This is a genomic window from Pseudomonas sp. MWU318, from assembly GCF_016756945.1.
Classification (GTDB): Bacteria; Pseudomonadota; Gammaproteobacteria; order Pseudomonadales; family Pseudomonadaceae; genus Aquipseudomonas; species Aquipseudomonas putida_A.
Genome location: NZ_JAESJL010000007.1, coordinates 323890 through 338316, shown reverse-complemented (window position 1 = coordinate 338316; position 14427 = coordinate 323890). Strand labels below are relative to the sequence as shown.

Here is a 14427-nt window from a genome sequence, read left to right as displayed (position 1 = left end):
TCCTACGACAAGCAGGTGCCCCTTCCGGCTGTCACAGCCTGCCGACAGTGCTAAGGTTCTGCCTTGGCTTTTGTACTTTTCCAAGGAAGCTTTTATGCCGGACGCCTCGTCCCTCAACGCTGCATTCATGGTGGTTCAGAGCAATAGCCTGGACGAGCTGCGCAGCCTGGTGGTCAGCATTATGCGGCGCTATCCATTGGCGCCCTTGGAGAATGAAATCGCTCTGGTGCAGAGCAATGGTATAGCCCAATGGCTCAAGTTGGCATTGGCTGAGGATCCCCAGGACGATGATCTCGGTGGTTGCGGAATTGCTGCAGCCATCGACGTGCAATTACCCGGCAGCTTTATGTGGCAGCTCTACCGCATGGTCTTGGGCCGAGATGAAATCCCTGCCAAATCCCTGCTCGACAAGGCACCCTTGACCTGGCGATTGATGCGTCTATTACCCCACTTGATCGACCGTCCGCATTTCGAGCCGCTCCAGCGCTTCCTCACCCACGACACCGACTTGCGCAAGCGCTATCAATTGTCTGAACGCCTGGCGGATCTTTTCGACCAATATCAGGTGTATCGCGCGGATTGGCTTGAAGACTGGGCGCAAGGTTTCCACCAATTACGTAATGTCAGGGGTGAAATCAAACCCCTGCCGCCGACCAGTTGCTGGCAGGCCGAACTGTGGCGTGCGCTATTGCAGGATGTTGGCGAGCAAGGCATGGCCCAGAGTCGTGCGGGTGTTCACCAGCGGTTTATCGAAAGAATAAACACCCTCGAGGTCGCCCCCGCAGGCCTGCCCTCGCGTGTGATCGTTTTTGGTATTTCTTCTCTGCCGGCTCAAGTGCTTGAGGCCCTGGCCGGACTCGCACGTTTCAGTCAGGTCCTGCTTTGTGTGCACAACCCTTGCCGTCACCACTGGGCCGATATCGTCGCCGACAAGGATCTGCTGCGTCATCAATACAAGCGTCAGAGCCGCAAGAACGGCATGCCGATCGTACTCGATCCTGAAACGTTGCACCAACACGCCCATCCGCTGCTCGCCGCGTGGGGCAAACAAGGTCGCGACTACATCAACCTGCTCGACAGCTACGATGATCCAAACAGTTATCGCGCGGCATTTCGTGACGGGCGCATCGATTTGTTCAGCGAAACGCAGCCGCAGAACCTGCTCAATCAGCTTCAGGACGACATTCTGGAGTTGCGACCACTTGATGAAACGCGTGAGCATTGGCCCCCTGTCGATCTGACGCAAGATGAGTCGATCCGCTTTCACATCGCCCATAGCGCTCAGCGTGAGGTCGAGATTCTTCACGATCAGTTGTTGGCCCGCTTCAGCGCCAATCCTGAATTGCGACCGCGCGATGTGATCGTAATGGTGCCGGACATCGACAGCTATGCCCCGCACATCCGCGCGGTGTTTGGCCAACTCGAGCGACACGATCCGCGCTTCATCCCGTTCACCCTGGCCGATCAGGGGCAGCGCGGTCGCGATCCGTTGCTGATTGCCGTCGAGCACCTGCTCAAGCTGCCGGACAGTCGTTTTCCGGTCAGTGAAATCCTCGATTTGCTCGACGTTCCCGCATTGCGTGCTCGATTCGGTGTTGAGGAGCGTGATTTGCCGACTCTGCATCGCTGGATTGAAGGCGCAGGCGTGCGCTGGGGCATGAATGCCGAGCAACGGGCAGGCCTCGGACTGCCGGATGAACTCGAACAAAACAGCTGGCATTTTGGCTTGCGCCGGATGCTGCTCGGTTACGCTGTCGGCAGCTCCAATGCCTGTGCGGGCATCGAACCTTATGATGAAATCGGTGGGTTGGATGCTGCGCTGATCGGGCCTTTGGTCGCGTTGCTCGATGCGCTGGAACTGGCGCATCAGGAGCTTACGCAACCAGCACAACCCAATGAGTGGGGCCTACGTCTTCAGGCGCTGATGCAATTGTTCTTCAAGGCCTGCAATGAACATGACGACTTCTTGCTGACGCAGTTGGAGGAGCTTCGCGAGACCTGGCTGGAAACCTGCGAATCGGTAGGCCTGACAGATGAACTGCCGCTGACAGTGGTGCGTGAGGCCTGGCTTGCCGGTCTGGATCAGGGCCGCTTGTCCCAGCGTTTTCTCGCCGGTGCCGTGAATTTCTGCACTTTGATGCCGATGCGTGCGATTCCTTTCAAACTCGTCTGTTTGCTGGGAATGAATGATGGTGACTATCCACGCGCGCAGCCGCCGCTGGATTTCGATCTGATGGGCAGCGACTACCGTCCGGGAGATCGTTCCCGAAGGGAGGACGACCGTTATCTATTGCTGGAAGCGTTGCTGTCTGCGCGCAATCAGCTCTATATCAGTTGGGTCGGCCGCAGTATTCGCGACAACAGCGAGCGCCCGGCGTCGGTGCTGATCGGGCAACTGCGCGATCATCTCGCCGGTGGCTGGCGATTGGCCGACGAGAGCAAGAATCTGCTGGACGCGTTAACCGAGGAGCACCCGTTGCAACCGTTCAGCGCGCGTTACTTCCATGAGGGCAATCAGCTTTTCAGCTATGCCAGAGAATGGCAGGTCTTGCATCAACCCGCTCAGAGCCGAAATGCCGAGCAGTTGCTCGATCCCTATGTCCAGGAAGAGCCTCTGACTCTGGTCCTGCTCCAGGACTTCCTGCGCAACCCGGTTCGCCACTTTTTCACCCAGCGACTCAAGGTGTATTTCGAGGCCGCTGAAGCACCACTGGCGGACGAGGAGCCTTTCGTACTCGATGCATTGCAGCGCTACACCCTCAGCGACAGCCTGCTCGACGCGGCACTCCGGCAACCGGACAATATCGATCAGGCGCTCGAGGCGCAGGCCCGCCGCCTGCAAAACAGTGGTCTGCTGCCCATGGCCGGATTCGGTGAGTGCCTGCAGCGCGAGTTGATCGAACCGCTGCCGGATTTGCTTCAGCGCTTTCAGCAACTGCTCACGTTATGGCCAACACCGCTGACCAGCGCAGTTCCGATCAGTCTCCAATTGCACGGACTGCGCCTTGAAGGTTGGCTCGCCAGCCTGCATCAGCGTGCCGATGGTGAACTGCTATCAGTCACAACCATTCCCAACAGCATCGGCTCGATCAAGAGTCGAAAATGGCACCGGTTGATCAAGCCGTGGGTCAATCATCTTGTTGCCTGTGCCAGTGGACTATCGATGAGCACTGCGCTTGTAGCCAGCGATGACACGCTGTTGCTCGAGCCCATGGAGCAGGATCGGGCGCTGCGTTTCCTCGGTGATCTGCTGCTCGCCTGGCAGGCTGGAATGCGTCAGCCGCTGCCGATCGCAGTAAAAACGGCATTTGCCTGGCTGTCCCAGTCCGATCCGCTCAAGGCCGAAGCCGCGGCCCGCAAAGCCTATGAAGGTGATGGCCAGACCAGCGAAGGCGAACGTCGTGAGAGCCCGGCGCTGTCCCGGCAATTCGTCGATTTTGATTCGCTACTCAGCGATGAGACATTTTCGGGTTGGTGCGACGCCTTGTATCGCCCTCTATGCGAAGCGCCTTGGCGCTCACTCGCAAGCGAAGGGGGGCGCTCATGAGTTCGAAAACTCCGCTTGCACTGGCCTTCCCGCTACACGGCAGCCAATTGATCGAAGCCAGCGCCGGTACAGGCAAAACCTTCACCATTTCCGCCCTGTATCTGCGGCTGATCCTCGGCCATGGCGGAGAATTGAACGGCTTCGGTCGTGAGTTGTTGCCTCCGCAAATCCTCGTGGTGACCTTTACTGATGCGGCAACCAAGGAGCTTCGCGAGCGAATTCGTACACGACTGGCCGAGGCTGCCCGATTTTTCCGTGGTGAGATACCGGCGCCTGATGCCCTGATTGCCGATCTGCGCGAGCAATATGCGCCGCAACAATGGTCCGGTTGCGCCAATCGGCTGGATATCGCCGCGCAATGGATGGACGAGGCTGCCGTTTCGACCATTCACAGTTGGTGTCAGCGCATGTTGCGTGAGCACGCCTTCGATAGCGGCAGCCTGTTTACCCAATCCCTCGAGACCGATCACAGCGATTTGCTCGGCGAGGTGCTGCGCGACTACTGGCGCCTGTTCTGCTATCCGATGCAGGGCGAGGTGCTCAATTGGGTGCGCAATAACTGGGGCGGACCCGCGGCGCTGCTGCCTCGAGTGCGTGGTCTGTTTGCCAGCGAGCGCGACGGCGACGAAGGCAAGCCCCCGGCAGAGCTGATCGACGAGTGCCTGCAGGAGCGCCGTGCAGCTTTGCTTGAGCTGAAAATGCCCTGGCGCCAATGGGCCGATGAGCTGCTCGTCATCTGTCATGAAGGGGTTGCGAGCAAGGCCGTCGACGGCCGCAAGATGCAGGCCCGTTACTTTGAACCCTGGTTTGAAAAGCTCAAGGCCTGGGCTGAAGACGAATCGCTGGAGCAACTGGACATCGGCACCGGCTTCACCCGGCTCACGCCCGACGGCATGGCGGAAGCCTGGAAAGGCCAGGCACCGAGCCACCCGGGACTCGAGGCAATGGCAGGGCTCAAGTCGAGTCTCGATGCATTGCCGACCCCTGATGCTGCAGTCCTGCAACACGCGGCCAAATGGGTAGGCGCGCGTTTTGAAGAAGAGAAACGTCGTCGCGCCGAGATGGGGTTCGATGACATGTTGCTGCGTCTTGACACTGCACTGCAGTCCGATGGCGCGGAGCGGCTTGCCACACTGATCCGCGAACAGTTTCCGGTCGCACTGATCGATGAGTTCCAGGACACCGATCCGGTGCAGTACCGGATCTTCGAACGTATCTATCGCATCGAAGACAACAGCCCGGACACAGGTCTGTTTCTGATCGGCGATCCCAAACAGGCGATCTACGCGTTCCGTGGCGCCGATATCTACACTTATCTGCGTGCACGTGAGGCTACCGCCGGCCGACTGCACACGCTGGATACCAACTTCCGCTCCAGCCACGGCATGGTGAAAGCGGTCAATCATGTATTTGAACGCGCCGAGTCCCGAGATCTGGGGCGCGGCGCGTTTCTGTTTCGGCAGAAAACCGGTGAGAACCCGGTACCGTTTCAGCCCGTCGAGTCTCAGGGCCGCAAAGAGTGGCTACAGCTTGCCGGACAGGACGTTGCGGCGCTGAACGTCTGGCACCTGCCTACCGACCAGCCGCTGTCGGGTGCCGTCTATCGCCAGCAACTGGCGGCAGCCTGTGCCAGTCAAATCACCGCGTTGCTCAATGGCGGGCAAGCCGGCAACGCTGGATTTGTGCAAAGCGGCAAGGAATTCAGAGGCCTGCGTCCTTCGGACATTGCGATTCTGGTTCGCGATGGCAGGGAGGCGCAGGCCGTTCGCGGCGAGCTGGCTGCGCGAGGCGTGCGCAGCGTCTATCTTTCGGACAAGGACTCGGTTTTCGCTGCCCAGGAGGCCCATGACTTGCTGTCGTGGCTCAAGGCCTGTGCCGAGCCGGACGTCGAGCGCTCGCTGAAAGCCGCGCTGGCCTGCATCACTCTCAACCTGCCACTGGTCGAGCTGGAACGCCTGAACCAGGACGAGTTGGTCTGGGAAAGCCGCGTCATGCAGTTCCGCGGTTATCGCGAACTGTGGCGAAAGCAAGGTGTACTGCCGATGCTGCGCCGCCTGCTGCACGATTTCCAGTTGCCGCAGATCCTCATGGCACGCAGCGACGGCGAACGCGTGCTGACCAACCTGCTGCACTTGTCGGAGTTGCTGCAACAGGCTGCTGCCGAACTCGATGGCGAACAGGCGCTGATCCGGCATCTGGCCGAACACCTGGCATTGTCCGGCCAGGCCGGTGAAGAACAGATTCTGCGCCTGGAAAGCGACGAGCAACTGGTCAAGGTCGTGACCATCCACAAGTCGAAAGGCCTTGAATATCCACTGGTGTTCCTGCCGTTCATCTGCTCGGCAAAACCGGTGGACGGCAGCCGCTTGCCGCTCAATTATCACGATGCTTCGGGCAAGGCGCAGGTCAGTCTGAACCCGACTGCCGAATTGATTGCCTTGGCCGATGATGAGCGTCTCGCCGAAGACCTGCGACTGCTCTACGTGGCATTGACCCGCGCGCAGCATGCCTGCTGGCTGGGCGTGACCGATCTCAAGCGCGGTAATAACAACAGTTCAGTGCTGCATCTTTCTGCGCTTGGATACTTGCTGGGTGGTGGCGAGACGCTGGGCGACTCCACCGGATTGAATCGCTGGCTGTACGACTTGCAACAGGATTGTCCAGCTATCGCCATCGCTGACATGCCTCACCCCTCGGACGAGCATTATCGGCCACCGCGCAATGAAGCGACGCTCAGCGCGACCCTGTTGCCCAAGCGCAAGGCCAGTGAGAACTGGTGGATTGCTTCCTACAGCGCCTTGCGCATCAGTGATGTATTGAGTGTCGGCAGTGATGAAGCGCCTGACAGTCCGCAAGCGCAAAAACTGTTTGATGATGAGCGCCTTGATCCTGAGGCACCGAGAGAAATCATCGCCGGTGGCGGCGATATCCATCGCTTCCCGCGCGGCCCCAATCCGGGAACATTCCTCCACGGTTTGCTGGAATGGGCGGGCGATGAAGGTTTCGCCGTGCAGCGCGATGCGCTGGAGGACGCGATTGCCCGGCGCTGCAACTTGCGTGGCTGGAAAGGCTGGATCACCACGTTGAGCGACTGGCTGGAGCATCTGCTGAAGACTCCTTTGCCGGCAGGTGCTGGCCGAATACCGGTGGTACTGGAGCAACTGACACAGTACCGGGTCGAGATGGAGTTCTGGTTTGCCAGCCATCAGGTCGATGTGCTCAAACTCGATGAGCTGGTGCGTCAGCACACCCATAATGGCGTGGCGCGGGTGGCCGCCGAGCCGGTGCAGCTCAACGGGATGTTCAAGGGATTCATCGACCTGACCTTTGAACACGATGGCCGCTACTATGTGGCCGACTACAAATCCAACTGGTTGGGTGCTGACGACATGGCTTATACAGAGCAGGCCATGGAACGCTCGATCCTCGACAGCCGCTATGACCTGCAATACGTGCTGTATCTTTTGGCACTGCACCGTCAACTCAAGGCGCGGCTGCCTGATTACGATTACGACCGGCATGTGGGTGGCGCGCTGTACCTGTTCCTGCGCGGCACACGGTCGGACAGTCGCGGCGTGTATTTTGCCCGTCCGCCACGAGAACTCATCGAAAGCCTGGACCGCTTGTTCCAGGGCAAGCCTGCGCCCAAAGCCGAGCCCGCATGGGAACAGGGAGTTCTGCTATGAACCGTACCTTCGCCGATCTGCTGCCGACACCGTTGGCAGACGACAGTCTGTCGACCTTGTCACCGCTGACCCGCGCCGATGACCTGCTGCTGTTGCTGACCCGCTGGGTCGAACGGGGCTGGCTACGTTCACTGGACAAGGCGTTTGTCGCGTTCCTTCATGAGTTGTCGCCCGAGGCTGATTCGCTGGTGCTGCTCGCCGCCGCGTTGACCAGTCATCAGCTCGGTCACGGGCATGTTTGTCTGGATTTGTTCGAAACCCTCAAGGCGCCGGATTTCGCCTTGTCACTCCCTCCCGAAGGGGATGTGCAAGGAGGTGTTCTGCTGCTGCCGTCGCAATTGCTTGAAGCCCTCAACGGCGCTCATTGGTGCAAGGTGCTGGCGGGCAGTCCACTGGTCGCGCTGGCGGCTGACACAAGTGCCGCGGCGCAGGAACGCCCCTTGGTGTTGTCCGGAAAGCGCCTGTATCTGCGCCGCTACTGGGCTTATGAACGACGGATCGACAGCGCATTGCGTTTGCGTCTGGCGCAGAACGAAGTGCCGCCGGCGGACTTGCCGCAGCACTTGAACGAGCTGTTTGGGGCCAGAAAACCAGGTGCAGTGGTCGACTGGCAGAAACTCGCTTGCGCCCTTGCCACGCGCGGCGCATTCAGTATCGTCACCGGCGGCCCGGGCACCGGCAAGACCACCACGGTGGTGCGTCTGCTGGCGTTGCTCCAGGCGCCCGCCGTGGAGGCCGGGCAGCCGCTGCGGATTCGTCTGGCGGCGCCCACCGGCAAAGCCGCTGCGCGCTTGACCGAGTCCATCAGCCAGCAAGTGCAATCGCTGGAAGTCGCCGAAGCCGTGCGCGAGAAAATCCCCTGTGACGTGACCACCGTACACCGTCTGCTCGGCAGTCGGCCCGGCACCCGTCACTTTCGCCACCATGCTGGCAATCGCTTGCCGCTGGACGTGCTGGTGGTCGACGAAGCGTCGATGATCGACCTGGAAATGATGGCCAATCTGCTCGATGCCTTGCCGCCACATGCGCGTCTGGTGCTGCTCGGGGACAAGGATCAACTCGCCTCTGTAGAGGCCGGTGCGGTGCTCGGCGATCTGTGCCGCGATGCCGAGGCTGGCTGGTATAACCCGCAAACCCGACAATGGCTGGAGTCTGTCAGTGGCGAATCGCTGCAGGACAGCGGTTTGCACGAAGACAACGACGGCTCGCATCCACTGGCGCAGCAACTGGTGATGTTGCGCCACTCCCGGCGATTCGGCGAGGGTAGCGGCATCGGGCAACTCGCGCGGCGGGTCAATCAACAGCTGCCTGAGGAAGCGCGGCAACTACTGAGCGCTGGTCATTACGCCGATGTGTTCTCGCTGTCGCTCAATGGCGAACACAACCACAAGTTCGAGCGTCTGGTGCTCGAAGGCCATGGCGACGGGCCGCAGGGCTATCGCCATTACCTGAGCGTGTTGCGAAATCAACGACCACCACAAGGCCGACCGCTGGAACACCCGGACTGGATTCAATGGGCGCGTGAAGTGCTGCAGGCATTCGATACGTTCCAGTTGCTGTGCGCGGTGCGCAAAGGCCCTTGGGGTGTAGAAGGCTTGAACCAGCGCATCACCGACGCCTTGCTCAAGGCGCGACTGATCGACAGTGACCAGCAATGGTACGAAGGCCGGCCGGTATTGATGACCCGCAACGACTATGGCCTGGGCCTGATGAACGGTGATATCGGCATTGCGCTCAAGCTGCCTGAACGTGAAGGCCCCGACGCGGGCAAACCGGTATTGCGCGTGGCGTTTCCGCGTAACGATGGCAAGGGCGGCGTGCGCTTTGTGCTGCCGAGTCGGCTCAACGACGTGGAAACGGTGTACGCCATGACGGTGCACAAATCCCAGGGCTCGGAGTTTGCGCACACTGCGCTGATCCTGCCGGATGCCCTGAATCCGGTGCTGACCAAGGAGTTGATCTACACCGGGATCACTCGCGCAAAAAACTGGTTCACCCTGATCGAACCTCGCGCAGGCGTGTTCGAAGAGGCCGTGCAACGCAAGGTCAAGCGCCTCAGTGGATTGATGCTGGAACTGGAGGAGGGTGGCGAGGCTTGGGGATGAAAAATCTGGCGATTGGCGGCGGTTACTGACCAGTCGGTCAGAAGGCACTGTCTCGCTGGTGTTACTCCGCTGTGCTATCGTTGCGGCATCATTTCAGTACGATCCAAGAGAATCCCTGCATGAAGGTGGCAGTCTGGGCGACAGAGCGCGTGGTTCGCTGCAAGCACGCATTGCTTGTCGGTCTGCTCTGTTTGCTGACGGGCGTTGCCATGGCGCAGACACAAACGCCCGCGGGCATGGCCGAGCAACGCGCTCAGGCAGTGACACAAGTCGTGCTGGGCATCCTCAGCTACGCACGCTGGCCGGTTGAACCAGCGCAGTTGCGCCTGTGTATCGTCGGCCCCACCGAGTACACCGACGATCTGGTCAAAGGCACCACACAAGCCACTGGTCGTCCGGTCACTGTGCGCCGACTGCTGGCCGACAATCCGGCCATCGTCAGTGAATGCGATGCGGTATACATCGGCAAACTCACCGCAGATGAACGCAGTCGGCTGTTCACTTCATTGATCGGCCATCCGGTGCTGAGCATCAGCGAAGGTGGCGATCAGTGCACGGTTGGCAGCCTGTTCTGCCTGCGCGTCGGCGATGAGCAGGTGTCCTTCGAGGTCAATCTCGACTCCGTCGCCCGCAGCGGCGTACGCATCCACCCGAGCGTGCTGCAGTTGTCGCGCCGCAAACCGGCGGCGCCATGAAACTGTTCGGTTCCAGAACCCGCCCGACACTGGGCTCGGTCATCGGCCGTGGACATTTGATTGTCGCGCTGGTGGCCGTGACGATGGCCAGTGTGTCGCTGACCCTGCTGGGGGTTCTCGCGCTGCGGGTCTACGCCGATCACAACCTGCACCTGATTGCGCGCTCGATCAGCTACACCGTGGAAGCGGCGGTAGTGTTCAACGACAAGGCTGCCGCGACGGAAGCGCTGGCCTTGATCGCGTCCACCGAAGAGGTGGCGGACGCTCAGGTTTTCGATGCCCAGGGTACGTTGCTCGCGCGTTGGCAGCGTCCCGAAAACGGTCTGTTTTCCGAGCTGGAAATGCAGGCTGCCCGGACCATTCTGGAAAAGCCGATCAGCCTGCCGATCGTGCATCAGGATCGTGAAATCGGACGCATCCTGCTGGTCGGTCACGGCGGCAGCCTGATGCGCTTCTTGCTCAGCGGTCTGGCGGGGATCATTCTCTGCACCGCCATCAGTGCCTGGGTCGCGCTGTATCTGGCGCGCCGCCAGCTGCGCAGCATTACCGGCCCACTTCGCAGCCTCGCGGCGGTGGCCCACGCTGCCCGCAGCGAGCGAGCACTGGATCGGCGCGTACCGCCGGCGCAGATCGCCGAGCTCGACAACCTCGGCAACGACTTCAATGCCCTGCTCGACGAACTCGAATCGTGGCAAACCCACCTGCAAAGCGAAAACGAAACCCTCGCCCATCAGGCCAGCCACGACAGCCTCACCGGCCTGCCGAACCGGGCGTTTTTCGAAGGTCGGTTGATTCGCGCCTTGCGCAATGCCGGCAAGCTCAACGAGCGGGTGGCGGTGCTGTTTCTCGACAGTGACCGATTCAAAGGCATCAACGACAACTTTGGTCACGCCGCAGGCGATGCGGTACTGGTGGCGGTCGCCAATCGGATCCGCGCGCAACTGCGTGAAGAAGATCTGGTGGCGCGGCTGGGGGGCGATGAGTTTGCCGTACTGCTGGCGCCGCTGCACAAGGTCGAAGACGCCGAGCGCATTGCCGACAAGATTCTTGCCAGCATGGACGTGCCCATCGCGCTGCCGGGCGATACCAGTGTGGTGACGTCGCTCAGTATCGGCATTGCCGTTTTCCCTGACCATGGTGTCACGCCAGGCGCCTTGCTCAATGCGGCCGACGCGGCGATGTATCAGGCCAAGCGCCTGTCGCGTGGCGCTCAATTCACTGCCGGGTCGGAGAGCCCGGTCGTCAATCTTCAAACCAGGAGCTGATTCCCGTGTTCACATTTCCCGCTCGACTGTTTTCCGCCTTGCTGATGATCGCCGTACTGGCGCTGACCGGGTGCCAGACCGCACCGCAGAAAGGCCTGACCCCGGCGCAGATCGCCGTCCTCAAACAACAAGGCTTCGAAGCGACCGACGAGGGCTGGGAGTTTGGCCTGTCCGGCAAAGTGCTGTTTGGCAGCGATATCGAAAGCCTGAACAACCAGAGCACCGAAATCGTCGAACGCATCGGCAAGGCACTGCTCGGCGTCGGTATCGAGCGGGTGCGGGTCGACGGTCATACCGATGCCTCGGGCAAAGAAACCTACAACCAGCAACTGTCGCTGCGTCGGGCCAAAAGTGTGGCCAAGGTGCTGACCACCGTCGGCATGAAGCAAGAGAACATCCAGCTGCGCGGACTGGGCAGCAGCGAGCCGGTGGCGTCCAATGACACTACCGCCGGACGCACCGAGAATCGCCGGGTGTCGATTGTGGTCAGCGCCGATTAATCGGCAAACCGCATCTCGCGGGTCTGCCCCATCAGCAGGCCCTGATTGCGCTCGGTCACCTCACGGATGTAATCCCACAATAGGGTGATCCGCTTGAGCTTCCTCAAGTCCTCCCTACAGTACATCCAGAATTGCCGGGTGATGTCGATTTCATCGGGCAGCACCGGCAGCAGGTGCGGATCCTGGGCCGCGAGGAAGCACGGCAGAATCGCCAGTGAACGCCCTTGCTGCGCCGCGACGAACTGCGCGATGACGCTGGTGCTGCGCAGGTTTGCGCTGGCGCCGGGCAGCACGTTCGCCAGGTAAAGCAGCTCCGAGCTGAACGCCAGGTCATCCACATAACTGATGAATTGATGCTTGCCCAAATCGGCCGGGCGGCGGATCGGTGGGTGCTGGTCGAGGTAGTCCTGGGTTGCGTACAGCTGCAAGCGGTAGTCGCAGAGTTTGCAGCACACGTACGGGCCGTGTTCCGGGCGCTCCAGCGCAATGACGATATCGGCTTCGCGTTTGGACAGACTGATGAAGTGCGGCAGCGGCAGGATGTCCACCGAAATCGCCGGGTAGGCGTCGACGAAGTGGCTCAGCTGCGGGGTGATGAAAAAGCTGCCGAAACCTTCGGTGCAGCCCATGCGTACATGCCCGGAAAGCGCCACACCAGACCCCGAAACCTGCTCGCAAGCCATGTGCAACGTGCTTTCAATCGACTCGGCATAACCCAGCAGACGCTGACCTTCGGTGGTCAGCACAAAACCGCTGGTACGCGATTTTTCGAACAGCAATGTACCCAGCGCCGCTTCCAGCGAACTGATGCGCCGCGACACGGTGGTGTAGTCCACCGCCAGGCGTTTGGCCGCCGTGCTGGCCTTGCGGGTGCGGGCGACTTCGAGGAAAAACTTCAGGTCGTCCCAATTCAGCGACCCCAGGGAGGTGATGTTTTTTTGCATGATGGACGGGCTTATATGTGCGTTCTTATTAGAAGTTTGCACATCTATACTCCAAAAACAGTCCGACAACCAATTCGCGACATACGCCTCATCTCAAGGCGAACCCCTTCGCCTTGGCTCCTACGATAACAACAAGTTTCGGAGACCAGCATGAACGCATCGCTTACGCCCAACGAAACCACGGTCCAGAAGGTCAAGCTGCTGATCGACGGCGAGTGGGTCGAATCGCAGACCACCGAGTGGCACGACATCGTCAACCCGGCGACTCAGCAAGTGCTGGCCAAGGTCCCGTTCGCCACCGCCGCTGAAGTCGATGCCGCCATCAGTGCCGCGCACCGCGCGTTCCAGACCTGGAAACTGACCCCGATCGGCGCGCGCATGCGCATCATGCTCAAGCTGCAGGCGCTGATCCGCGAGCACTCCAAACGCATCGCCGTGGTCCTGAGCGCCGAGCAGGGCAAGACTATTGCCGACGCCGAGGGCGATATTTTCCGTGGCCTGGAAGTGGTCGAACACGCCTGTTCCATCGGCACCCTGCAAATGGGCGAGTTCGCCGAAAACGTGGCGGGTGGCGTCGATACCTACACCCTGCGCCAGCCGATCGGCGTGTGCGCCGGCATCACCCCGTTCAACTTCCCGGCGATGATTCCGCTGTGGATGTTCCCGATGGCCATTGCCTGCGGCAACACCTTCGTGCTCAAACCGTCGGAACAGGATCCGCTGTCGACCATGCTGCTGGTGGAACTGGCGATTGAGGCGGGCGTTCCGGCCGGTGTGCTCAACGTGGTTCATGGCGGTAAAGACGTGGTTGATGGTCTGTGCACCCACAAGGACATCAAAGCGGTGTCGTTCGTTGGTTCGACGGCGGTCGGTACTCACGTCTACGACCTGGCCGGCAAGCACGGCAAACGCGTGCAATCGATGATGGGCGCGAAGAACCATGCCGTGGTGCTGCCGGACGCCAATCGCGAGCAAGCGTTGAATGCCTTGGTCGGCGCCGGTTTCGGTGCAGCCGGTCAGCGTTGTATGGCCACCTCGGTGGTGGTGCTGGTCGGTGCGGCGAAACAGTGGCTGCCGGACCTGAAAGCGCTGGCGCAGAAACTCAAGGTCAACGCCGGCAGCGAGGCGGGTACCGATGTTGGTCCGGTGATCTCGAAGAAAGCCAAGGCGCGGATTCTCGAGCTGATTGAAAGCGGCATCAAGGAAGGCGCCAAGCTTGAACTCGATGGTCGCGACATCAAGGTGCCGGGCTACGAGCAAGGCAACTTCGTCGGCCCGACCCTGTTCTCGGGTGTGACCACTGAAATGCAGATCTACACCCAGGAAATCTTCGGCCCGGTGCTGGTGGTGCTGGAAGTCGACACCCTCGATCAGGCCATCGCGCTGGTCAACGCCAACCCGTTCGGCAACGGCACGGGCCTGTTCACCCAGAGCGGTGCAGCAGCGCGCAAATTCCAGACGGAAATCGACGTCGGTCAGGTCGGTATCAACATCCCGATTCCAGTGCCGGTGCCGTTCTTCAGCTTCACCGGTTCGCGCGGATCGAAACTCGGCGACCTCGGCCCGTACGGCAAGCAAGTGGTGCAGTTCTACACCCAGACCAAAACGGTTACGGCGCGCTGGTTCGATGACGACAGCGTCAATGACGGCGTGAACACCACCATCAACCTGCGCTGAGGAATGGC

General features: G+C 60.6%; 8 protein-coding genes. 7 read left to right on the top strand and 1 reads right to left on the bottom strand.

What is annotated here, in order from left to right; translation table 11 throughout:
- Positions 1-94 precede the first annotated feature (94 nt).
- From recC to JN524_RS18555, 6 genes are all read left to right on the top strand, one after another.
- Positions 95-3547 (top strand): exodeoxyribonuclease V subunit gamma, encoded by a 3453-nt coding sequence (gene recC / locus JN524_RS18580; RefSeq protein WP_202370272.1) that lies wholly within the window; start codon positions 95-97, stop codon positions 3545-3547.
- Positions 3544-7233, top strand: coding sequence for an exodeoxyribonuclease V subunit beta (recB, locus tag JN524_RS18575; RefSeq protein ID WP_202370271.1), 3690 nt, complete (start codon positions 3544-3546; stop codon positions 7231-7233). The genes recC and recB overlap by 4 nt, the downstream gene beginning before the upstream one ends.
- Complete coding sequence (gene recD / locus JN524_RS18570; RefSeq protein WP_202370270.1) at positions 7230-9338, top strand: exodeoxyribonuclease V subunit alpha; 2109 nt, start codon at positions 7230-7232, stop codon at positions 9336-9338. The genes recB and recD overlap by 4 nt, the downstream gene beginning before the upstream one ends.
- A 119-nt stretch (positions 9339-9457) precedes the next feature.
- Entirely contained in the window at positions 9458-10033 is a 576-nt protein-coding gene (locus JN524_RS18565) for a YfiR family protein (RefSeq protein ID WP_202370269.1), read from the top strand.
- The gene (locus tag JN524_RS18560; RefSeq protein WP_202370268.1) at positions 10030-11298 is read left to right on the top strand and encodes a diguanylate cyclase domain-containing protein; all 1269 of its coding nucleotides are present in this window, start codon (positions 10030-10032) and stop codon (positions 11296-11298) included. The genes JN524_RS18565 and JN524_RS18560 overlap by 4 nt, the downstream gene beginning before the upstream one ends.
- 44 nt (positions 11299-11342) lie before the next feature.
- Complete coding sequence (locus tag JN524_RS18555) at positions 11343-11798, top strand: OmpA family protein (protein ID WP_177416206.1); 456 nt, start codon at positions 11343-11345, stop codon at positions 11796-11798.
- On the opposite strand, the gene JN524_RS18550 is transcribed toward JN524_RS18555, so the two are convergent.
- A complete protein-coding gene (locus tag JN524_RS18550) occupies positions 11795-12742 on the bottom strand; it encodes a LysR family transcriptional regulator (RefSeq protein WP_202370267.1) in 948 nt (315 codons plus the stop codon). The genes JN524_RS18555 and JN524_RS18550 overlap by 4 nt on opposite strands.
- Before the next feature lie 150 nt (positions 12743-12892).
- Here JN524_RS18550 and JN524_RS18545 point away from each other — a divergent pair, with 150 nt between their 5' ends.
- Positions 12893-14419, top strand: a complete 1527-nt coding sequence (locus JN524_RS18545; RefSeq protein ID WP_202370266.1) for a CoA-acylating methylmalonate-semialdehyde dehydrogenase — start codon at positions 12893-12895, stop codon at positions 14417-14419.
- The last annotated feature ends 8 nt before the right edge of the window (positions 14420-14427 follow it).

Coding starts and splice junctions, on each gene's coding strand:
- JN524_RS18560 (WP_202370268.1), top strand. CDS start 10,030: ATGAAACTGTTCGGTTCCAGAACCCGCCCGACACTGGGCTCGGTCATC.
- recB (WP_202370271.1), top strand. CDS start 3,544: ATGAGTTCGAAAACTCCGCTTGCACTGGCCTTCCCGCTACACGGCAGC.
- JN524_RS18545 (WP_202370266.1), top strand. CDS start 12,893: ATGAACGCATCGCTTACGCCCAACGAAACCACGGTCCAGAAGGTCAAG.
- JN524_RS18565 (WP_202370269.1), top strand. CDS start 9,458: ATGAAGGTGGCAGTCTGGGCGACAGAGCGCGTGGTTCGCTGCAAGCAC.
- JN524_RS18555 (WP_177416206.1), top strand. CDS start 11,343: ATGATCGCCGTACTGGCGCTGACCGGGTGCCAGACCGCACCGCAGAAA.
- recC (WP_202370272.1), top strand. CDS start 95: ATGCCGGACGCCTCGTCCCTCAACGCTGCATTCATGGTGGTTCAGAGC.
- recD (WP_202370270.1), top strand. CDS start 7,230: ATGAACCGTACCTTCGCCGATCTGCTGCCGACACCGTTGGCAGACGAC.
- JN524_RS18550 (WP_202370267.1), bottom strand. CDS start 12,742: ATGCAAAAAAACATCACCTCCCTGGGGTCGCTGAATTGGGACGACCTG.